This is a genomic window from Arthrobacter sp. NPDC093139 (genome assembly GCF_044754165.1).
In the GTDB taxonomy this organism is placed as follows: Bacteria; Actinomycetota; Actinomycetes; order Actinomycetales; family Micrococcaceae; genus Arthrobacter.
In genome coordinates this window covers 1-21,009 of the sequence record NZ_JBIVOO010000018.1, presented here as the reverse complement: position 1 = coordinate 21,009, position 21,009 = coordinate 1, and the positions used below count along the sequence as shown (strand labels likewise).

Sequence of the window (21,009 nt, the reverse complement as noted above, 5' to 3'; positions counted from 1 at the left end):
ACCCACGGAGATCCACTTTGTCAGAGCACAACGCCCCCGGCACTGCCGATGCCCCGAACGGGCAGGCTTCCTCCGGCGGGTTCCGGCCCTCGGCCGTCGCCGCAATAGAGCTGGGTGTCATCGGCCGGTGGATTGGCCTCACCGTGCCAGGAGATGCGGCGAACGTCCAGGTTACCGGGATCTCCCTGAATTCCCGGACGGTGGAGCGCGGCGATCTTTATGTGGCGCTGCCGGGTTCCGCACGCCACGGCGCGGACTTTGCCGCCACGGCGATTGAGTCCGGCGCCGCTGCTGTGCTGACCGACGACGCCGGTGCACGGCTCCTGGCGCTGGCGCCTGATATTTCCGTCCCGGTGCTTGTGGTGGATGAGCCCCGGGCGGTGGTCGGCCGCCTGTCAGGGCTGATATACCGGAGCCAGGCCCCGGACGGCGGCCCGTCACCAGCGCTTTTCGGCGTCACCGGCACCAACGGCAAGACCACCACCACATACTTCGTCAATTCCCTGCTTCAGGCCCTCGGCAAAAGAACGGGGTTGATCGGCACCATCGAGATCGTGGCCGGCGGGGACCCGATCCCGAGCCTCCTGACGACGCCGGAATCCACCGACGTGCACGCCCTGCTCGCCCTCATGCGCGAACGGGGGCTTGATGCAGCCTCCATGGAAGTGTCCTCGCATGCGGTCTCGTTCCGCCGCGTGGACGGCGTGGTGTTCGACGTCGTCGGGTTCACCAACCTGACCCAGGACCACCTTGACCTGCACGGCACCATGGAGGACTACTTCCGCACCAAGGCGGAACTGTTCACCATGGAGCGCGCCCGCACCGCCGTCGTAACGGTCGACGACGAATGGGGACGCCGTCTCGCCGCCGAAACGGATCTGCCGGTCACCACGCTGTCGACCCTGCCGATTGACACCGCAGACGGCGTGGCCGGTTCCGCAGCCGGTTCCGGCGGCGCGGACTGGACCGTCACTGGGCTGCGGCCCCGAGGCCTCGGCACTGAGTTCACCCTGCGGGGCAGCACAGGCGTGGAGCTCCGGGTGCATACCGGTCTCCCCGGCAGCTTCAACGTGTCCAACGCCGCGCTTGCACTGGCGATGGTGCTGGCCGGCGGTGCCGATCCGGCGGAAGTTCAGGCGGCACTCGATGCCAGCGACCCCTTCACCGTGGCCGTGCCCGGCAGGATGCAGCTCGTATCGGCCGAGCCCGCTGCGGTGGTCGATTTCGCGCACAACCCGGACGCCCTGGCCCGGGCGCTGGAGGCCGTCCGCTCCACGGACCCGGCGTCGCGCGTCATCGTGGTCTTCGGCGCCACCGGCCAGCGGGACCAGGGCAAGCGTCCGTCCATGGGCGCCATCGCGGCCCGGCTCGCCGACGTCGTAATAGTCAGCGACGACGACCCGCATGACGAGGACGCGGCGGCTATCCGGTCGGATGTGCTGGTCGGTGCCACGGACGCCAAGGAGTCCGAGCGGCTTGACTGCCAAATCCTGGAAGTTTTCCCCCGCGACGAGGCGATCCGGAGAGCCGTTGAACTGGCATCGGCCAGGGATACCATCCTCGTTGCCGGACGCGGCCATGAAGTGTGGCAGGAGGTCAAGGGTGTGAACCTTGCCCTCGACGACAGGGTGGAGCTCCGGAAGGCCTTGACGGCACGGGGATTCACCGTTCTTGAAGACGAGCGGATAGAGTCCTAGACCGACATGATTGCATTTACTGCGGCGGAAATCGCCGAAATCACCAGCGGCCTGCTCGTTGCCGATCCAGAACTCACCCCCACGTCGGTAGTCACCGACTCCCGCGAGGTCAGCAGCGGCTCCCTCTACGTGGCCAAGCCCGGCGAAAACGCGGACGGGCACGACTTCATGGGAGCGGCCTTTGACCGCGGTGCCGTGCTGGCACTGGCCGAACGCGAAGTCACCGATTCCGCCGGAAATAGCTACCCGGCTGTTGTCGTAAAGGATGCTGTGCTGGCCATGGGGGCACTGGCAGCCGAAGCGGTCCGGCGGATCAGGGCACGCCGGGAGGCGGCAGGCGAACAGCTGACTGTCATCGGCATCACCGGCTCTGCGGGCAAGACCACCACCAAGGACCTCCTTGCCGGCATCCTGTCAGCGGAGGCCGAAACCGTGGCGCCGCAGGGATCCTACAACGGTGAAGTAGGTGTGCCGCTGACGGTCTTCCAGGCCGGCTTCGACACCCGGTTCCTCGTCATCGAAATGGGCGCCACCGGCATCGGGCACATCAGCTATCTCAGCGAAATGGTCCGCCCGGAAATCGGCGTGGTGCTGGGCGTGGGCACGGCCCATGCCGGCGAATTCGGCGGGGTGGAGAACATCGCGACCGCCAAGGGGGAGCTCGTCGAAGCGCTTCCGGCTGCGGGCACGGCTGTCCTGAACCTGGACGACCCGCGGGTGGCAGCCATGGCTGGCCGCACGCAGGCCGCCGTGTTCGGTTTTTCATCCCGGGGCGCCGCTTCAGACGGCCCGGCTGCCAGGGCTTTGAACCTGGACATCAACGCCGAAGGCCATCCGGAATTCGACCTCGGACTGCCGGGGGAGGAACCCGTCCATGTAAGCAGCAGGCTCATCGGTGAGCACCACGTCGCCAACCTGCTCGCCGCGGCGGCCGCAGCGCACGCCGCCGGCGTCCCTGCAGAACGGATCGGCGCATCCCTCAGCTCCCAGTCGGCCGCCAGCCGGTGGCGCATGGAACGCACCGAGCGGGCGGACGGCGTGACCATCATTAACGACGCCTACAACGCGAATCCGGAGTCGATGCGTGCCGCGCTCCGGACGCTGGCCGACCTCGGCCGCGGGCGCCGCACCTGGGCCGTCCTCGGGGCCATGCTGGAACTGGGCGACGACTCCATCCGGGAGCACATCGCCGTGGGCACCCAGGTGGTGCGCCTGAACATCTCACGCCTGCTGGTGGTGGGGCGGGAGGCGCGTCCGCTGTACGTCTCGGCGATCCAGGAAGGCTCCTGGGGCGAGGAATGCATCTTTGCCGAAACCGCGGACGAGGCCTACGACGTGCTCGAAGCCCAGCTGGAACCCGGCGACCTGGTGCTGTTCAAGTCCTCGAATTCGGTCGGACTGCGCCATCTAGGCGATCGGATAGCATTACCCCGACAATCCCGAGCAAGTGCCAATGAAGGGAGCGAGCTGCTGTGATTGCACTATTGATCGGCGCTGGCCTGGCCCTGTTGATGGCATTGGTCGGCACCCCGCTGTTCATCCGTCTACTGGTCCGGAAGAGCTATGGCCAGTTCATCCGGGACGACGGACCGACGTCGCACCACACCAAGCGCGGCACCCCCACCATGGGCGGAACCGTGGTGGTCACGGCTGTCCTCATCAGCTACGGCCTGACGCACCTCATCATGTGGATGATGAATCCTCGGTCGGCCGGACCATCGGTCTCCGCGCTGCTCCTGCTGTTCCTGATGGTGGGCATGGGCCTGGTGGGTTTCCTGGATGACTTCATTAAGATTTCACGGCAGCGCAGCCTTGGCCTGAACGCCAAGGCCAAGCTGATCCTGCAGGGCGCGGTGGGCATTATCTTCGCCGTCCTGGCACTCTACTTCCCCGATCCGGACGGGCTTACGCCGGCGTCCACCAAGATTTCCCTGGTCCGCGACATTCCCTGGCTGGACCTGGCCTTCGGCGGCACAGTCCTCGGTGCGATTCTCTTCGTCGTCTGGTCAAACCTGATCGTCACGGCAGCAACCAACGGCGTCAATCTCACCGACGGCCTGGACGGACTCGCAGCAGGGGCCTCGGTCATGGTGTTCGGCGCCTATACGCTGATGGGCATCTGGCAGAGCAACCAGGCCTGCGGTTCGCCCCGCCAGGCCGGAAGCGGCTGCTACTCCGTGCGGGACCCCCTTGACCTTGCGCTCCTGGCCGCCATCATGAGCGCGGCGCTGGTCGGCTTCCTCTGGTGGAACACCTCACCCGCCAAGATCTTCATGGGCGACACCGGGTCCCTGGCAATCGGCGGCGCCATCGCCGGCTTCGCCATCCTGTCACGCACCGAACTGCTGCTGGCCTTCATTGGCGGACTGTTCGTGCTCATCACACTGTCGGTCATAATCCAGGTGGGCTATTTCAAGGCCACCAAGGGAAAGCGCTTCTTCAAGATGGCGCCGCTCCAGCACCACTTCGAACTCAAGGGCTGGGCCGAAGTCACGGTCGTCGTCCGCTTCTGGATCCTGGGAGGCCTGTTCGTCGCTGCGGGTCTGGGCATCTTCTACGCAGAATGGGTGGTCCTGCTGTGAGCATCGAAACCGGAACGGCCAGGCTGAAAGACCTCGTCAGCTGGGACTCCGACTGGGCAGGGCTGCGTGTGGTGGTCACCGGCATCGGCGTTTCAGGCTTCGCCGCGGCGGACACCCTCATCGAACTGGGTGCCCGTGTAGTGGTGGTGGACGGCTCGACGTCGGAAACGGCCCAGGCCAAAGCGGACACGCTGAGGATCGTGGGCGCGGCAGAGGTGCTGCTCGGTGATGACGCCGTAAGAACGGTGCCGAAGATCGACGGCCTGAAGCCGGACCTGATCGTCACATCGCCGGGCTGGCGGCCGGACCAGGCACTGCTCGCCGCCGCCTCACGTTCCCACATCCCGGTGTGGGGCGACGTGGAGCTCGCCTGGCGGCTGCGCGTCCGTGAGGGCCGCAAGACGGCGGACTGGCTAACCATCACCGGAACCAACGGAAAGACGACGACGGTCGGCCTGACCGAGTCCATGCTGAAGGCGGCCGGGCTGAAAGCCATTGCCGTGGGCAACGTGGGCACGCCCATTCTGGATGCCCTCCGGGACCCCGTCGAGTACGACGTTTTCGCGGTGGAGCTGTCCAGCTTCCAGCTGCACTGGTGCGACTCCGTTTCCGCTGTGGCGAGCGTCTGCCTCAACGTCGCCGAGGACCACGTGGACTGGCACGGATCGTACACGGACTACCTGGCTGACAAGGCCAAGATCTACGAACACACGCAGAAGGCCTGCATCTACAACGCCGAGCAGATCGAAACCGAGCGCATGGTGGAGGATGCAGACGTCGTGGAGGGCTGCCGGGCCATCGGGTTCACCACTGGGACCCCCGCCATCAGCATGCTGGGTGTCGTCGAGGGCCTGCTGGTGGACCGTGCCTTTATCGCGGAACGCAAGGACAGTGCCGCGGAACTCGCATCGATGGCTGATCTTGGCCCCGTGGCCCCGCGCCACATGGTGGCGAATGCGCTGGCCGCAGCCGCGCTGGTGAGGGCATATGGGCTCAGGCCGGAAGACGTGCGACTCGGGCTGAGGGCCTACATCCCGGGAAGCCACCGCATCCAGCCCGTGGCCAAGCAGAACGGCGTGCTCTGGATCAACGACTCCAAGGCGACCAATCCGCACGCCGCTGCCGCGTCGCTGTCCGCCTTCGAGTCTGTCGTCTGGATCGCCGGAGGCCTCTCCAAGGGCGTCAGCTATGACGAAATCGTGAGCGCGCACGCTGATCGGCTGAAGGCTGTGGTGCTCATTGGCAAGGACACAGCATCCCTGGAAGAGTCGTTGCGGCGACACGCATCGGATGTACCGGTCATCCGGCCGGCCACGGGCGACACTGAAAATGTGCAGTCTGCCGGAACCGGTCACGACGCCGCGCCGTCCCCATCCGAGTCCGGCGAGGCTGTAATGGCACAGGCCGTCGCTTCAGCGGCACAGATCGCCACCTCCGGTGACACTGTGCTCATGGCCCCGGCGGCTGCGTCCATGGATCAGTTCTCTTCCTATGCTCACCGTGGCGACGCCTTCATCGAAGCAGTCCGCGAGCTCGTGGAAGGGCAGGCTCAGACCGGCAAGGAGTAAGAATGGTCAGCACGCCCACACGTCCCGCGGCGGCACGGCCGCGGACGGCGGAGACCATCCGCGGGGCTGCCTCCGGGCGCCCCGGTAACTCGTCCTCCGGCAACAGGCCGGCCGGTAACTCGCCCTCTGGCAACTCATCCTCCGGCAGGTCTGCGCCCCGAACGCCGTTGCCGGCCAAACTCGTGCTGGGATACCGGCGCTTCTGGTCTGCCTTGGAAGGAAGCGGCAAATCCCGCAACGGCTCCACGTACTACCTCATTCTCGGAACCACCCTTGCCCTGACGGCGATCGGCATCATGATGGTGCTCTCCGCGTCCAGCGTGGAGGCCATTGCGGCGGGGGAGTCGCCCTACTCGGCCGCCCTCAAGCAGGGGCTGTTCGCCGGCATCGGCGTCTTCCTGATGTTCATGCTGTCGCGGATCAATGTGGTCTGGCTGAAACGGCTCGCGTGGGCGGGCATCATCGTCGCCTATGCCCTGCTGGGGCTGGTGCTGGTGATCGGCACGAGCGTGAACGGCAACAAGAACTGGATCGAAGTCGGCGGGTTCTTCACGCTTCAGCCGTCGGAGGCTGCCAAGCTCGCCCTGGCACTCTGGATGGCCACGGTCCTCGCAAAGAAATCGAAGCTGATTCATCGCTGGCAGCACGCCGTCATTCCTGTCGTGCCGGTGGCTCTCGGCATTATCGGCCTCGTCCTCGCAGGTAACGACCTGGGCACCGGCATGATCATCATGATGGTCATGGCCGCCGCGCTGTTTTTCGCCGGTGTACGCCTCTATCTCTTTGGCTTTGCTGCCGTGGGCGGCGTCATCGCCACGGCTGTCATGGCCATGACGAGCTCCAACCGCATGTGCCGCATCACCTCGTGGTGGACGGGGCAGAGCTGCGGGGACGGCACCGACGCCAACTACCAGTCAACAAACGGCCTCTATGGGCTGGCTTCCGGCGGCTGGTTCGGCGTCGGGCTTGGTCAGAGCCGGCAAAAATACAGCTGGATACCGGAAGCCCACAACGACTTCATTTTCGCCATCATCGGCGAGGAACTCGGGCTGGTGGGCACCGTCGTCGTACTGCTCCTGTTCGCCATCCTTGGTGCGGCAATCTACAGAGTTGTCGTTGCCCAGGAGGACCTGTTCCACCGGGTCCTTGCCGGCACCATCATGGTGTGGCTTCTGGGCCAGGCCACGGTCAACATGGCCGTGGTCACGGGGCTGGTCCCGGTCATCGGCGTCCCGTTGCCCTTCATTTCCTATGGAGGGTCCGCCTTGCTCATGTCCCTCTGCGCAATCGGCGTAGTGTTGTCCTTGGCCCGGGTCCAGATGGCACCCAACCTCCGGCCCCGGAAAATGTTGCCTTCGCCCTGGAAGCGCGGCCGCAAGAAATCCCGTACGAAAGCGTAAACAGCACCTGATGAAAACCGACTCATTGTCCGTGGTCCTCGCCGGCGGTGGAACGGCGGGCCATATCAATCCGCTGCTGGCCATTGCCGCCGCCATCCGCGAGGCCCGCCCCGATGCGAGGCTGCTCGCGGTCGGAACGTCCACCGGCATGGAGACGAGACTGGTTCCGGCCGCCGGGCTCGAGTTGGCCACCATTGACCGTGTCCCGTTCCCGCGGCGGCCCTCCGCGGATCTGCTTCGGCTGCCCCGCCGGCTGGCGGGCGCTGTAAAGCAGGCCGGGCGCATCCTGGACGACGCCGGGGCTGACGTCCTGGTGGGAGTGGGCGGCTACGTCTGCACACCGATGTACCTGGCGGCCTGGCGGCGGAAAATTCCGATCGTCATCCACGAAGCCAACGCCCGTCCCGGCCTCGCGAACAGGGTTGGGGCCCTCTTCAGCAGGCACGTTGCGGTGGCATTCGCCGGCACGCCACTGCGGCATGCTCGCCACGTAGGGATGCCCATGCGCCGGGAAATCTCCGCCATGGCCAGATCCACGGCCCGCGAAAGTGCCCTCACGGCGCTGGGGCTGCGGCCCGAAAAGCCGGTACTTATCGTGACGGGCGGATCGTCCGGGGCCCAGAGCATCAACCGAACGGTGGCGGCGTCCCTCGACGCGCTGGCAGAAGCCGGAATCCAGACCCTCCACATCACGGGGCGCGGCAAAACGGTGGAGGACAGTGACGGGAACGTCCTGCAGGGCGAGGGCTACCGGCAGCTCGAATATGTCGACGGCATGGAGTCGGTGTATGCCGCCGCGGACCTTCTGCTTGCCCGTGCCGGTGCGGCGACGGTCAGCGAGGCCGCCGCCGTCGGTGTTCCTGCAGTCTTCGTGCCACTGCCTATCGGCAACGGCGAGCAAGCTCTCAATGCCGACGGGCTGGTGCGGGCCGGCGGCGCATTGCTGGTGGCGGACCGCGAGTTTACTCCGGAGTGGGTCAGGTCGCGGCTCATTCCGCTCCTGACCGACCGGGCCCGGCTCGAAGCGATGGCAGCGAACTCAGAAAACCTTGGCATCAGGGATGCCGACCGGCTCATGGCCGGTCTCGTACTGGAAGCGGTATCCACATGACCAGCAACGGCACACTCCGCCAGGACGCGCTTGGCCGCGTGCACTTCATCGGCATCGGCGGTGTTGGCATGTCCGCCGTCGCCCGGATCATGGTCGCCCGGGGCGTGCCTGTCAGCGGTTCGGATGCCAAGGACCTGCCGGTCATGGCAGACCTCGCCGCAGCCGGAGCCACAGTGGCTGTTGGGTACGACGAGGCGAACCTCAGGGACGCCCAGACAGTGGTGGCGGGCTCCGCAATCCGGGCTGACAACCCCGAACTCGCAGCGGCCAAGGCCGCGGGCCTGCCGGTACTGCACCGATCAGAGGCGCTGGCGGCCACCATGGGTGACGACCTCGTGGTCACCGTGGCCGGCACACACGGCAAGTCGACCACCACGTCGATGATTGCCGTGCTGCTCCAGGGCGCGGGCCTGGACCCTTCATTCGCCATCGGGGCCAACGTTCCGGCGCTCGGTGTCAACGCGGCGAACGGCTCGTCCAAGGTGTTCGTGGCCGAAGCCGATGAGTCCGACGGGTCCTTCCTGAACTACCGCCCGCAGATCGCCGTTGTCACGAACGTGGAGCCGGACCACCTGGACCACTATGGCACTGCCGAAGCGGTGTACGAGTCCTTCGACCTGTTCACTGCGCTGCTGCCGGCAGACGGCGTGCTGGTCGCCTGCGCGGACGACGCCGGAGCGCTGGCTCTGGCCCGGCGCACCACGGAGCGCGGCAACACGCGTGTTGTTCTGTACGGCACCTCCGATGAGGCTGACATCCGGCTGTCCGACGGCGGCCCCGGCAACGTGGCGGTCACGACGGCGGCGGGGAAGTTTCCGCTGTCGCTGCAGGTTCCCGGCCGGCACAATGCGCTCAACGCCGCTGCCGCGATGGCGGTTGCTCTGGAGCTTGGCGTGGAGCCGGAGTCTGCGGCGTCGGCGCTGGCAGGTTTCTCGGGCGCGTCGCGGCGGTTTGAGTTCAAAGGTGAGGGCAGGGGAGTGCGGGTGTACGACGACTACGCCCACCACCCCACTGAGGTGCGGGCCGCCGTCGCCGCCGCACGCTCGGTGGCAGGGGACCACAAGGTCCACGTCCTGTTCCAGCCCCACCTTTTTTCCAGGACCCGTGAATTTGCCGAGGAATTCGCCGGGGCACTTAACATGGCCGACACGGCCCTGGTGCTGGACATCTATCCGGCGAGGGAGGACCCCATCCCCGGAGTGACGAGCGCGCTCATCACCCGGCACCTGGGCGAGGGCGGCCGCTTGGTCGCAGGAGGGCAGGCAGCCGTGGAGGCCATGGCCGCCGTTGCGCAGCCAGGCGACATCATCCTGACGGCCGGGGCCGGAGACGTGACAGCATACGGTCCCCTCATCGTGGAGTCGCTCGGTGGCTAGTACCCGCCGCCCCACCTACCGGCCCGTCGGGTCCGGAAAGCCAGTCGGGTCCGCAGACCAGGCAAAGACGCCGGACACCCATAAGGACGCGCAGCCGCGAGTGATCACCGCGTCCAAGAGCGCACCAGCGCCCGCTTCGGAGCCCAGGAAACGCGCCCCGGAGCCCCGGAAAGCAACCGGGCGGGACCGGACGCCGAATAACCAGGCGGAGCAGCAGAGCCGGATCCAGGCCGTTCTGGCCACCGCTCAGCGCCCGTGGCGCAAAGGCGCGGAACAGAAGGCATCGCCCGACAGCACCCGTACGGGACGGAAGAGTGCCAGCCAGGACGGGGCAGACCAGAACAGCGCAGACCAGGACAACGTCCTCGCCTTTCCGGAGCCCAAAGGCAGGCGGCTCAGGCGCAATGCCATTATGGCGGCATGCGTTGTTGCCGCACTTGTCGCCGGCCTGATCGTGGCCGCCGTCTACTCGCCTGTGCTGGCCGTCAAAACGGTGACGGTGAGCGGTACCAAGCTGCTTAAGCCTGCGCAGGTCCAGGCCGCCCTCAAGCCGCTTGAAGGCACGCCGCTGCCACAGGTGAACGACGGGGATGTCGAAAGGCTGCTCAAGCCCCTCGTCCAGATCAAGTCGGTGACCACCCAGGCCCGTCCACCCTCCGAGCTGGTGGTCCAGGTTCACGAGCGTGTTCCGGTGGCACTCGTCAAGCGCGGCGCCGAGTACATGCTGGTGGACGTGGAGGGCGTTCGCCTGACCGCTACGGCAGATCCCGCAAACGTGAAGCTGCCGGTCATCGACGGCGGTGCCGGTGCGATCGGCAAAGACCTCTTCCAAGCAACCACAGCTGTACTGGGCGCCCTTCCGGCCAGTGTTCTTGCCAAGCTCTCCAACGCTTCAGCTAAATCGGTGGATGCGGTTGAACTGAAGCTGGTGGACGGCCAGACCATCATCTGGGGCAACGAGGGGGAGCGGGAGTTGAAGGCACGGGTGCTCGAGGCGCTGCTGAAGGTTCCCGCGGACCCGGCCAACCCGGTGAACGTCTACGACGTCAGTGTGCCCCGGCACCCCGTGACGCGCTGATTCCGTGACAGGCTGACACGCCGTATTTCGCCGTGATTAGTCCGACACGCGGGGTCGGTTATTGAATGTACGAAGCATAGGAAATAGCGTCACAGACATGAGTTACTTGACATAACTATAACCTTCAACTCGAAGGTTAAGGTTCAGCGCTTCAAGCTCGACTCCATCAGATTTCGCAACAGGACACGAACAAGGGACACGTAACGTGGCAGCTCCGCAGAATTACTTGGCCGTCATCAAGGTCGTCGGCATCGGCGGCGGTGGCGTGAACGCAGTCAACCGCATGATCGAGGTGGGTCTCCGCGGTGTCGAATTCATCGCGATCAACACCGATGCCCAGGCGCTGCTGATGAGCGATGCCGACGTCAAGCTTGACGTCGGACGCGAACTGACACGCGGGCTTGGTGCCGGAGCCAATCCGGAGGTCGGCAAGCAGGCTGCCGAAGACCACGCTGACGAGATCGAGGAAGTGCTCCGCGGGGCAGACATGGTCTTCGTTACTGCCGGCGAGGGCGGCGGCACGGGCACAGGCGGAGCGCCGGTGGTGGCACGCATTGCGCGTTCCCTCGGTGCCCTGACCATTGGTGTGGTCACACGGCCGTTCACGTTCGAAGGACGCCGCCGTGCAGGCTCCGCGGAGGCCGGCATTGACGCCCTCCGTGACGAAGTGGACACGCTGATCGTGATCCCCAACGACCGCCTGCTGTCCATCAGCGACCGCAACGTCTCGGTCCTGGACGCGTTCCGTTCCGCCGACCAGGTCCTGCTGTCCGGTGTCCAGGGCATCACCGACCTGATTACCACTCCTGGCCTGATCAACCTCGACTTCGCCGACGTCAAGTCCGTCATGCAGGGCGCCGGATCGGCCCTAATGGGCATCGGGTCCGCCCGCGGTGAGGACAGGGCGGTCAAAGCGGCCGAACTTGCCATCGCGTCGCCGCTGCTTGAGGCTTCCATCGACGGTGCGCACGGTGTGCTGCTCTCGATCCAGGGCGGATCCGACCTCGGCCTGTTCGAGATCAACGAGGCCGCCCGTCTGGTCCAGGAGGTGGCACACCCCGAGGCCAACATCATCTTCGGTGCCGTGATCGACGACGCCCTCGGGGATGAAGCCCGTGTAACTGTGATCGCTGCCGGCTTCGACGACGTCAAGGCCACATCGCCGTCCATGGACCAGTCGCAGCCGCAGGCTGCGCCGCAGCGTCCGGCGGTTCCGGCGTCCGCGCCGTCGAGCCCGGGGCCGTCGAACAGCCAGCCGCAGGTCCACGTCCAGCCGGTGCACGCCGGAGTCGGGGCCGCGGGCCTGGGCAGCTGGGGCCAGCAGCGCCAGTCTGCAGTCCCCGCAGACTCGGGGTTCGACGTCGACCTTCCGTCGGTCGTGGAGCCGGACCTCTCCGGCGGCCGCTCCGATGACCTGGACGTTCCGGACTTCCTGAAGTAGGCGTCTTCCTGCAGCAGGCGGACGCCGGGCGGCACTGCCGTCCGGCGCCCCTTGCTGAAGCTCTCTTGATTGTTGGTGTTCTGATTGTTGTCGGTGTTCTGATTGTTTCTGTGGCGTGCTGAAGTCCTGCCCGGGGTGTCTGTGGCGTTCACGAACACGGGGGCGGGCAATCTTGCCCTGCACGTGGGCGATGACGCCCCGTCCGTCATGCGGCGACGCGATGATCTGGACGCTGCTGCCGGCATTGCGCCCCGCCGGTTCCAGTACATGAACCAGGTTCATGGCAATGAAGTGGCCTTGGTGGACTCGCCGGGTGTTGCCCCCACGGCGGATGCGATGGTGTCCCGCACGCTGCCGTTGGCGGTGATGGTTGCCGACTGCATTCCCATGGTGCTGGTAGGTGACTCAGGCGCAGGCGGGCCGGTGCTTGGCGTGGTCCACGCCGGGCGCCCGGGCCTGGCCTCAGGTGTGATCCCCGCGGCGGTGGAGCAGATGCAGGCAACGGGCGCGCGTGATGTTCGCGCCTGGCTGGGGCCTTCAATCTGCGGTCAGTGCTATGAAGTTCCGGACGGGCTGCGGGACGACGTTGCCGCCTTCGTGCCGTCCGCCTGGTCCACTACCAGCTGGGGAACCGCCGCGCTTGATCTGCCGCGCGGTGCGGCGAACCAACTCGAATCCCTGGGCGTCCCGGTCGAATACCGGGGACCCTGCACGCTGGAGACGGAAGCGCTCTACTCGTATCGGCGGGACCGTCAATCAGGACGGTTCGCGGGCCTGGTGTGGTCCCATGAGTGAGGCTACGCCGGAAACCGACCCCCGGACGCGTGAGCTGAAGCAGCGGCTGGATGCCGTACAGCGCCGGATTGCAGACGCCGCCGCGGCTGCCGGCCGGACCGACGACCCGCCGCGGCTTATCGTCGTGTCCAAGTACCATCCCGCCGATGATGTCCGCCGGCTGGCCTCATTGGGGGTCACGGATTTCGGGGAGAACAGGGACCAGGAGGCCTCCCAGAAGGCGGCGTCGCTGAGCGGGCTGGATGTGCGGTGGCACTTCGTGGGCCAACTCCAAAGCAAGAAGGCCAAGAGCGTGGTCCGTTATGCTCACGCCGTCCACTCAGTGGACCGTCCGCAACTCGTGGAGTCACTCGCCAAGGCGATGGCCGCAGAGCAGGAGAAGTCAGGACGGGACAGCCTGGACTGTTTCATCCAGGTCAGCCTGGACGACGACGAGGCGGCGCACCGCGGCGGGGCCGCGCCTGCTGACGTTCCGCTCCTGGCTGACCGGTTGGAAGGAGCCTTAGGCCTCCGTCTCGCCGGTGTCATGGCGGTGGCCCCGCTGGGGGCCGACCCCGACCGCGCGTTCGCAAAACTTGCTGACATTTCGGCCCGGCTCAAGAGCGGCCACCCCGGCGCCGTAGCCGTTTCCGCAGGTATGAGCCAGGACCTGGAAGCAGCTATCCGTTTCGGCGCGACACACCTCAGAATCGGTTCGGATATTCTCGGATCGCGCCCGGCGGTGCGATAGCGTCTGAGTATTGGAAGTGAATGGCGGGGATTCCAATGCTGTCAGTCTTTATTTGGGCGGCCCGCTTACGGACACGATTAGGAGTCGACCATGGCCGGCGCTCTGCGCAAGACAATGATCTATCTTGGGCTCGCCGATGGCGAAGAGCACTACGAGTCTGAGCTTTCCACCCAGCAAAAGGATGAGGACCAAATGGAGCCTGACCGCGAGGAGCGCCGTGCCCCGGCGCCTGTCCGCGAGGTCGTCCGTGAAGCGCCACCCGCCGCCGAAGAGGAATACCGCGCACCCGTGACACCTATTAAACGTGCGGCTTCGAGCCGCGAAGAGACCACCGGACTGCGGCAGATCACCACGATCCACCCGCGCTCCTACAATGACGCCAAGCTCATCGGTGAAAGCTTCAGGGACGGCATCCCCGTCATCATGAACGTCACGGACATGGGCGAGGCTGACGCCAAGCGGCTCGTGGACTTCTCCGCGGGGCTGGTCTTTGGCCTCCGCGGCAGCATTGAGCGTGTCACCAACAAGGTCTTCCTGCTGTCGCCGTCATACATTGAAGTCATCGGCGATGATAAGAAGGCCAGCGAGACCACCGCCAGCTTCTTCAACCAGAGCTAACCAGGGTCCGTCGGATGCCAGGCAGGGACACCTGCCTGGCAATCCGTGTTGAAATAGTGATTGTGCTGAAATACTGGTGCAGCATTGAAGTCAGACTGACAGGATGCCACGGCATCCGGAATGAACATGGAGATATGGGTTAGCTCATGGGACTAGTATTCGGGCTCGTCTATATCGTCCTGCTGTTCGTGTTTGTCGCCCTGATCGTGCGTCTCGTGTTTGACTGGGTCCAGATGTTTGCCCGTGAATGGCGCCCCCGGGGCATGGCGCTTGTGGCCGCCCATGCGGTGTACTCGGTCACCGACCCACCGCTGAAAGTTCTGCGCCGCGTCATCCCGCCGCTGCGGCTGGGTGGCGTCTCGCTCGACCTTGGCTTCCTGGTGTTGTTCATCGCCCTCAGCATCGCGATGGCCATCGCCAGGTCCTTCGCATAGTTTCGCAGCAGCTTGCAGCACGGTGGCCGTCCCTGACCGGGTGGCCGATCGCGCTGAAATCTCCGGTTTGACACAACGTGTTGAATTAGAGGAACCAGACCATATTTAGGTACCGTAGTTTTGAACGGCCGGAAGGCCTACTGACTAACTAGACCAACGAGGTGACCAGATGGCTTTGACGCCAGAAGACGTTGTCAACAAGCGCTTTCAGCCGACCAAGTTCCGCGAAGGCTACGACCAGGATGAAGTTGATGACTTCCTGGACGAGATCGTCGTTGAACTGCGCCGCCTGAACCAGGAAAACGACGAACTTCGCAAGAAGCTCGCCGAAGCTGGCAGCGGAACCGCCGCGGCGGCTACAACAGTGGCACCGGTCGTTGAGAAGGTTCCCGCACCCGCCAAGGCAGACAAGGACGAATCGCGCGCCAAGGCAGAAGCCGAAGCAAAGGCCGCCGAGCTTGCCAAGAAGAAGGAAGCGGAGCAGGCAGTTGCTGTTGCAACCCAGGCTCCCGCTGCCGCCGGTGGCAACGTATCCGACTCCGCCGCCGGCCTGCTTGCCATGGCCCAGCAGATGCACGACCGCCACATCGCCGATGGCCAGGAACAGCGCGACAAGATCATTGCCGAAGCGCAGATCGAAGCCAGCAGCCTCGTCAACGACGCCCAGGAGAAGTCCCGGAAGATCCTTGGCGCACTGGAGCAGCAGCGCTCCGTCCTCGAACGCAAGGTGGAGCAGCTCCGCGGCTTCGAGCGGGACTACCGCTCCCGCCTGAAGGCCTACATCGAAGGCCAGCTGCGCGACCTGGACGCCCGCGGCTCCGTCGCAGCGCCTGAGGTCGGCGAAAGCAACGCCACCGTTTAGCACGTATTCTGAAAGCCGGTGGCTGAGGGTTCCTCGGCCACCGGCTTTTGTGATTAACAAGAACGCTTCCCTAATGAAAGCACCATGACTGACGAACTCGCCGCCGACGCAGCCCATCCAGCCTCCCCGCGCCCGCGGCCCCGTCGGGCGGTGCTCCTCTCCCTGTTTGCCGGGCTGGCTGTCTTCGCGTACGTGTTCGACCAGCTCACCAAGCTGTGGGTGACGAGCACGATGGTGGAAGGCGAACGGATCCCCGTGCTGCCGCCGCTGCTGCACTGGTACTACATCCGCAATTCGGGCGCCGCATTTTCCATCGGGGAGAACGTGACGTGGGTTTTCACCATCATCATGGTGGCTGTCTCCGTCGCCATCGTGTTCCAGCTGCGCAGGCTTGGTTCCGCGTGGTGGGCAGTGGCACTGGGCCTCCTGCTCGGCGGGGCCCTTGGCAACCTGACGGACCGGCTGTTCCGCGAGCCTTCCTTCGCCATGGGCCACGTCATCGACTTCATCCAGCTGCCCAATTTCGCGATCTTCAATATCGCGGACTCGGCGGTTGTGTCCTCTGTGGTCCTTATCTGCCTACTCACGCTGCGCGGCATCGGCCTGGACGGCTCGCGTCACGCAGGACCCAACTCGCGTCACGCAGGACCCAAGCAGGACGGAAGCAAGGATGTCTGAACGGGTGGTCGTGCCGGAGGAACTCGACGGCAGCCGGGTTGATGCCGGGCTGGCCAAGCTGATGGGCGTGTCCCGGTCGCAGGCGGCCACCCTCATCGCCGAAGGCAATGTCCTCAGCGGCGGCAAAAAGGTGGGTAAGTCCGCCAAGCTCGCGTCGGGCACAGTGCTCCACGTGACGGTCCCCGAGCGGCGGGACCCCCTGGAAATTGTGGAGGAAGTTGTGGAAGGCCTGAAGATACTGCTGGACGACGACGACTTTGTGGTCGTCGATAAGCCGGTAGGGGTGGCAGCCCATCCGTCTCCGGGCTGGGTGGGGCCCACCGTCGTCGGAGGGCTGGCAGGCGCCGGATACCGCGTGTCCACGTCAGGATTCGCTGAGCGGGCAGGCATTGTCCACCGTCTCGACGTTGGCACGTCCGGAGTCATGGTGGTGGCCAAAACAGAGCCGGCCTACACCGCGCTGAAGCGTGCTTTCAAGGAACGCACCGTGGACAAGGTCTATCACGCCGTGGTCCAGGGCCTCCCGGACCCCCTGCAGGGGACCATCGACGCGCCGATCGGCCGCCACCCGGACCACGACTGGCGCTTCGCCGTCATCGAAGACGGCCGGCCGTCAGTGACCCACTACGAGGTCCTCGAGGCCTACGGAAAGGCCACCCTGGTGGAGGTGCACCTGGAAACGGGCAGGACTCACCAGATCCGGGTCCACTTCGCGGCGCTGCGCCACCCGTGTGCCGGTGACCTCACGTACGGCGCCGACCCGCGTCTCGCCGCAACCCTTGGCCTGACCCGGCAGTGGCTACACGCCCGGCAGCTCGGCTTTGACCACCCGAGGACCGGGGAGCGCGTGACCGTCACCAGTGAATATCCGGAGGATCTGGCCTACGCGCTGCAGGTCCTGGAATCCGGCCGGGCCTGAACCCGCTTCGGGGGGCCAGTCCGCCGGCAGGTCAGCGCTGATTGTCACGGGGAGACCACTAGAATGGTTCGGTGACTTCCAGCAATGACTCGTTCGTCCATCTCCACACCCACACCGAGTACTCCATGCTGGACGGCGCCGCCCGGCTCGGTGAGCTGTTCGACGAAACCGAGCGGCTCGGGATGCCCGCCCTCGCCACCACAGACCACGGCTACCTTTTCGGCGCCTTCGACTTCTGGAAAAAGGCCACTGACAAGGGCATCAAGCCCATCATCGGTGTGGAAGCCTATGTGACCCCCGGTACCGCGCGCGGCGACAAAAGCCGCGTGCGGTGGGGCGATGAAAGCCAGCGCAAGGACGACGTCTCCGGCGGTGGTTCCTACACGCACATGACGCTCCTGAGTTACAACAACGTGGGCATGCGCAACCTGTTCCGTGCGTCGTCGATCGCCTCACTGGACTCGGTCTTCGGCAAATGGCCCCGGCTGGACCGCGAACTGCTGAACACTTACTCCGAAGGGCTCATCGCGACGACGGGCTGCCCGTCCGGTGAAATCCAGACCAGGCTGCGGCTTGGCCAGTACCGCGAGGCACTGGAAGCGGCAGCGGAGTTCCGCGACATCTTTGGCGCCGAGAATTACTTCTGCGAACTCATGGACCACGGCCTCGACATCGAGCGGCGCGTCACGGGTGACCTGCTGCGCCTTGCCAAGGAACTCAATCTCCCGCTCGTGGCCACCAACGACCTGCACTACACACACGAGCACGACGCCAAGGCACACGAGGCGCTGCTGGCCATCCAGTCCGGATCCACCCTGCTCGAACCCACGTACGACGACGGCGGCTCCCGCTTCGCCTTCTCCGGCAGCGGCTACTACCTGAAGTCACCGCAGGAAATGCGTGACCTGTTCCGCGACCACCCCGAGGCGTGCGACAACACGCTCCTGATCGCCGAGCGCTGCGAGGTTTCGTTCAACACCGGCGCCAACTACATGCCCCGCTTCCCCTGCCCGGAGGGAGAGGACGAAACATCCTGGCTGGTCAAGGAAGTCGATAAGGGACTCCACTACCGCTACCCCCAGGGCATCCCGGACAAGGTCCGCAAGCAGGCGGACTATGAGCTGGAAGTCATTACCTCCATGGGCTTCCCGGGCTACTTCCTCGTGGTGGCCGACTTCATCAACTGGGCCAAGAACAACGGCATCCGGGTCGGTCCGGGCCGCGGCTCGGGCGCCGGTTCCATGGTGGCCTACGCCATGCGCATCACCGACCTCGATCCGCTGCACCACGGCCTGATCTTCGAGCGCTTCCTCAACCCGGACCGCGTCTCCATGCCTGACTTCGACGTTGACTTCGATGACCGGCGCCGCTCCGAGGTGATCGACTATGTGACGCGCAAATACGGCGACGAACGTGTGGCGATGATTGTCACCTATGGCACCATCAAGACCAAGCAGGCGCTTAAGGACTCCTCCCGCGTGCTGGGCTACCCGTTCAGCATGGGCGAGCAGCTGACCAAGGCGCTGCCGCCGGCTGTCATGGCCAAGGACATTCCGCTGGCCGACATCCAGAACCCGGAGGCCAAGCGCTACAGTGAAGCCGCTGACTTCCGTCAGCTGATCAGCAGCGACCCCGAGGCTGCCAAGGTTTTCGAGACGGCTCTGGGCATCGAAGGCCTGAAGCGGCAATGGGGTGTGCATGCGGCAGGCGTGATCATGTCCTCGGACCCGATCATCGACGTGATCCCGATCATGCGCCGTTTCCAGGACGGGCAGGTCATCACGCAGTTCGACTACCCGACGTCCGAAGGCCTCGGCCTGATCAAGATGGACTTCCTCGGCCTGCGGAACCTGACGATCATTTCCGACGCCCTGGAAAACATCAAGATGAACCGCGGCATCGAACTCGACCTCGAAACCCTGGCCCTTGACGACACCGCGTCCTACGAGCTGTTGGCCCGGGGCGACACCCTCGGCGTCTTCCAGCTCGACGGCGGCCCCATGCGCTCCCTGCTCAAGCTCATGAAGCCTGACAACTTCGAAGACATCTCGGCCGTGCTCGCCCTCTACCGGCCAGGTCCCATGGGCGCCAACGCCCACACCGACTACGCGCTGCGCAAGAACAAGATCCAGGAAGTCGTCCCGATCCACCCGGAACTGGCCGAACCGCTGGCGGAGATCCTTGGCACGACCTACGGCCTGATCGTGTACCAGGAGCAGGTTATGGCCGTGGCGCAGAAGCTCGCGGGCTACTCCCTGGGGCAGGCAGACATCCTGCGCCGCGCCATGGGCAAGAAAAAGAAATCCGAGCTGGACAAGCAGTTCGCAGGCTTCTCCCAGGGCATGCAGGACAACGGCTACTCGATGGAGGCCGTTAAGACGCTCTGGGACATCCTGCTGCCGTTCTCCGACTACGCCTTCAACAAGGCCCACTCGGCCGCGTACGGCGTGATTTCCTACTGGACCGCCTACCTGAAAGCGCACTACGCACCGGAGTACATGGCGGCATTGCTGACGTCGGTCGGAGACGACAAGGACAAATCGGCGATCTACCTGAACGAATGCCGGCGCATGGGCATCACCGTGCTCCCGCCCGACGTCAACGAGTCAGCGCTCAACTTCACCCCGGTGGGCAACGATATCCGCTTCGGGATGGGCGCCATCCGCAACGTCGGCGTCAATGCCGTCGAGGCCATGGTGGCCACACGCGAGAAAGAGGGCGCGTACACGTCCTTCAAGGATTACCTCATGAAGGTCCCGGCTGTCGTGTGCAACAAGCGCACCGTGGAATCCCTGATCAAGGCAGGTGCGTTCGACTCGCTGGGCCACCACCGCCGCGCGCTGGCGATGATCCACGAAGAGGCGATCGACTCGGTCATCACCCTCAAACGCAATGAGGCGATCGGCCAGTTCGATCTGTTTGCCGGCTTCGATGAGGCCGAATCCGAGGCGTCCCTGAGCATCGAGATCCCCGACCTTCCCGAATGGGAGAAGAAAGACAAACTCTCGTTCGAACGCGACATGCTCGGACTGTACGTCTCGGACCACCCGCTGCAGGGCCTCGAGGGGCTCCTGAGCCAGCACGCCGATCAGTCCATCACCTCGATCATCGCCGAGGACGGCCCCCACGACGGCGCAATCGTCACCATTTCCGGCATGATCACCTCGCTCAGCCGCAGGATCGCCAAGGCCAGCGGCAACGCCTATGCCCGGGCGGAGATCGAGGACCTTGGCGGTTCCATGGAAGTGATGTTCTTCGGACAGGTGTACGGCCCCATCGCCTCGGTTCTGGCCGAGGACCTCATCGTGGTGGTCAAGGGCCGCCTGCAACGGCGCGACGACGGCGCCGTCACCCTGAACTGCATGGAGCTCTCCGTCCCGGATCTTAGCGAGGGCACGAATGGCCCCATCGTGATCACGATGCCCACACACAAGGCCACGGAGGCCGTGGTCACGGAGCTTGGGGATGTGCTGCGCAACCACCGCGGCAACTCGGAAGTGCGGATCAACCTGCAGGGCGACACCCGTGTGGAGGTCATGGGGTTGCCCGTGCATCTTAGGGTCAATCCGAACCCGTCCCTCTTCGGTGACCTCAAAGTGCTGCTGGGGCCCGCCTGCCTGGACGTCTAGGTGTATTGTCCCGGCAGGTTGGTGACACGGGGATTTACTTGAAGCAATAAGAGGACCTCCGGGTGTTGTGTGGTGCTTGTCGAGAGCGAAC

General features: G+C 65.2%; 17 protein-coding genes. All 17 read left to right on the top strand.

Annotated features, from left to right (window positions below):
• The first annotated feature begins 17 nt into the window (after nt 1–17).
• The 17 genes from ACIP90_RS19690 to dnaE all read left to right on the top strand — a co-directional run bounded on the left by ACIP90_RS19690 (nt 18) and on the right by dnaE (nt 20,918).
• Nucleotides 18–1,697 carry a UDP-N-acetylmuramoyl-L-alanyl-D-glutamate--2,6-diaminopimelate ligase gene (locus ACIP90_RS19690; protein WP_400581358.1) on the top strand — a complete coding sequence of 560 codons (1,680 nt, stop codon included), beginning with the start codon at nt 18–20 and terminating at the stop codon, nt 1,695–1,697.
• A gap of 6 nt (nt 1,698–1,703) precedes the next feature.
• Nucleotides 1,704–3,173 carry a UDP-N-acetylmuramoyl-tripeptide--D-alanyl-D-alanine ligase gene (gene murF / locus ACIP90_RS19685; RefSeq protein WP_400581356.1) on the top strand — a complete coding sequence of 490 codons (1,470 nt, stop codon included), beginning with the start codon at nt 1,704–1,706 and terminating at the stop codon, nt 3,171–3,173.
• Entirely contained in the window at nt 3,170–4,279 is a 1,110-nt protein-coding gene (gene mraY / locus ACIP90_RS19680) for a phospho-N-acetylmuramoyl-pentapeptide-transferase (protein WP_400581354.1), read from the top strand. Before murF ends, mraY begins: the two co-directional genes overlap by 4 nt.
• Nucleotides 4,261–5,847: a UDP-N-acetylmuramoyl-L-alanine--D-glutamate ligase gene (gene murD, locus ACIP90_RS19675; RefSeq protein WP_400581352.1), complete on the top strand. Its 1,587-nt coding sequence runs from the start codon at nt 4,261–4,263 to the stop codon at nt 5,845–5,847. The genes mraY and murD overlap by 19 nt, the downstream gene beginning before the upstream one ends.
• A gap of 2 nt (nt 5,848–5,849) precedes the next feature.
• Nucleotides 5,850–7,247, top strand: a complete 1,398-nt coding sequence (gene ftsW, locus ACIP90_RS19670) for a putative lipid II flippase FtsW (RefSeq protein WP_400581351.1) — start codon at nt 5,850–5,852, stop codon at nt 7,245–7,247.
• A 10-nt stretch (nt 7,248–7,257) separates the two neighbouring features.
• Nucleotides 7,258–8,358 carry an undecaprenyldiphospho-muramoylpentapeptide beta-N-acetylglucosaminyltransferase gene (murG, locus tag ACIP90_RS19665; protein WP_400581350.1) on the top strand — a complete coding sequence of 367 codons (1,101 nt, stop codon included), beginning with the start codon at nt 7,258–7,260 and terminating at the stop codon, nt 8,356–8,358.
• The gene (gene murC, locus ACIP90_RS19660) at nt 8,355–9,734 is read left to right on the top strand and encodes a UDP-N-acetylmuramate--L-alanine ligase (RefSeq protein WP_400581349.1); all 1,380 of its coding nucleotides are present in this window, start codon (nt 8,355–8,357) and stop codon (nt 9,732–9,734) included. The genes murG and murC overlap by 4 nt, the downstream gene beginning before the upstream one ends.
• Nucleotides 9,727–10,812, top strand: a complete 1,086-nt coding sequence (locus ACIP90_RS19655) for a cell division protein FtsQ/DivIB (protein WP_400581348.1) — start codon at nt 9,727–9,729, stop codon at nt 10,810–10,812. The genes murC and ACIP90_RS19655 overlap by 8 nt, the downstream gene beginning before the upstream one ends.
• Before the next feature lie 205 nt (nt 10,813–11,017).
• Nucleotides 11,018–12,253 (top strand): cell division protein FtsZ, encoded by a 1,236-nt coding sequence (gene ftsZ, locus ACIP90_RS19650; RefSeq protein ID WP_400581347.1) that lies wholly within the window; start codon nt 11,018–11,020, stop codon nt 12,251–12,253.
• Between the two features lie 102 nt (nt 12,254–12,355).
• Nucleotides 12,356–13,048 (top strand): polyphenol oxidase family protein, encoded by a 693-nt coding sequence (locus ACIP90_RS19645; RefSeq protein WP_400581346.1) that lies wholly within the window; start codon nt 12,356–12,358, stop codon nt 13,046–13,048.
• Nucleotides 13,041–13,778, top strand: a complete 738-nt coding sequence (locus ACIP90_RS19640; RefSeq protein ID WP_400581345.1) for a YggS family pyridoxal phosphate-dependent enzyme — start codon at nt 13,041–13,043, stop codon at nt 13,776–13,778. The genes ACIP90_RS19645 and ACIP90_RS19640 overlap by 8 nt, the downstream gene beginning before the upstream one ends.
• Nucleotides 13,779–13,868: 90 nt before the next feature.
• The gene (locus ACIP90_RS19635; RefSeq protein WP_205652637.1) at nt 13,869–14,396 is read left to right on the top strand and encodes a cell division protein SepF; all 528 of its coding nucleotides are present in this window, start codon (nt 13,869–13,871) and stop codon (nt 14,394–14,396) included.
• A 146-nt stretch (nt 14,397–14,542) separates the two neighbouring features.
• Nucleotides 14,543–14,830 (top strand): YggT family protein, encoded by a 288-nt coding sequence (locus ACIP90_RS19630; protein WP_400581344.1) that lies wholly within the window; start codon nt 14,543–14,545, stop codon nt 14,828–14,830.
• Nucleotides 14,831–14,999: 169 nt separating this feature from the next.
• Complete coding sequence (locus ACIP90_RS19625; RefSeq protein WP_400581343.1) at nt 15,000–15,692, top strand: DivIVA domain-containing protein; 693 nt, start codon at nt 15,000–15,002, stop codon at nt 15,690–15,692.
• A gap of 84 nt (nt 15,693–15,776) precedes the next feature.
• Nucleotides 15,777–16,370 carry a signal peptidase II gene (gene lspA / locus ACIP90_RS19620; protein ID WP_400581341.1) on the top strand — a complete coding sequence of 198 codons (594 nt, stop codon included), beginning with the start codon at nt 15,777–15,779 and terminating at the stop codon, nt 16,368–16,370.
• Nucleotides 16,363–17,289, top strand: a complete 927-nt coding sequence (locus tag ACIP90_RS19615) for an RluA family pseudouridine synthase (protein ID WP_400581340.1) — start codon at nt 16,363–16,365, stop codon at nt 17,287–17,289. Before lspA ends, ACIP90_RS19615 begins: the two co-directional genes overlap by 8 nt.
• A 71-nt stretch (nt 17,290–17,360) precedes the next feature.
• Entirely contained in the window at nt 17,361–20,918 is a 3,558-nt protein-coding gene (gene dnaE, locus ACIP90_RS19610; RefSeq protein WP_400581339.1) for a DNA polymerase III subunit alpha, read from the top strand.
• The last annotated feature ends 91 nt before the right edge of the window (nt 20,919–21,009 follow it).